The organism is Chryseobacterium sp. GVT01B (genome assembly GCF_019970045.1).
In the GTDB taxonomy this organism is placed as follows: domain Bacteria; phylum Bacteroidota; class Bacteroidia; order Flavobacteriales; family Weeksellaceae; genus Chryseobacterium.
In genome coordinates this window covers 1-460 of record NZ_JAHXYI010000025.1, presented here as the reverse complement: position 1 = coordinate 460, position 460 = coordinate 1, and the positions used below count along the sequence as shown (strand labels likewise).

1 pseudogene is annotated in these 460 nt (G+C 40.2%); it reads left to right on the top strand.

What is annotated here, in order from left to right:
* Positions 1-217: 217 nt before the first annotated feature.
* A pseudogene (locus LC457_RS23290) lies at positions 218-460 on the top strand (ABC transporter permease); the annotation flags it as partial.

The window sequence follows — 460 nt, the reverse complement described above, 5'->3', positions numbered from 1 at the left end:
CTATACAAGCAAGCTCAAGAAATCATCCATGATGATGCTCCATGGGTACCACTTGTTCACTCAACACCATTGTTAGCCGCCTCTAAGGATGTAGTAAATTATTTACCACACCCAACAGGCTCTGAAGCTCTGACAAAAGTAGATTTTAAATAATAATTAACAAAAGGGGAGGGAGCATTGCCTCCCCTTTTGTTAACGAATCAGTTTTAACAAAGAGGTGATAAAATTGTTTACATACACGGTTCGACGTTTATTTTCATTAATACCGGTTTTGTTCGGGATGACTTTAGTTGTTTTTGGCATTATTCATGCCATCCCGGGAAATCCTGCGCAGGTTATCCTTGGTCAAAGGGCAACAAAAGAAGCCATTGCCGTATTATCGAAACAACTGGGGTTGGACAGGCCTTGGTACATACAATACGTGGACTATATTAATAAACCATTACATGGGGATTTAGGG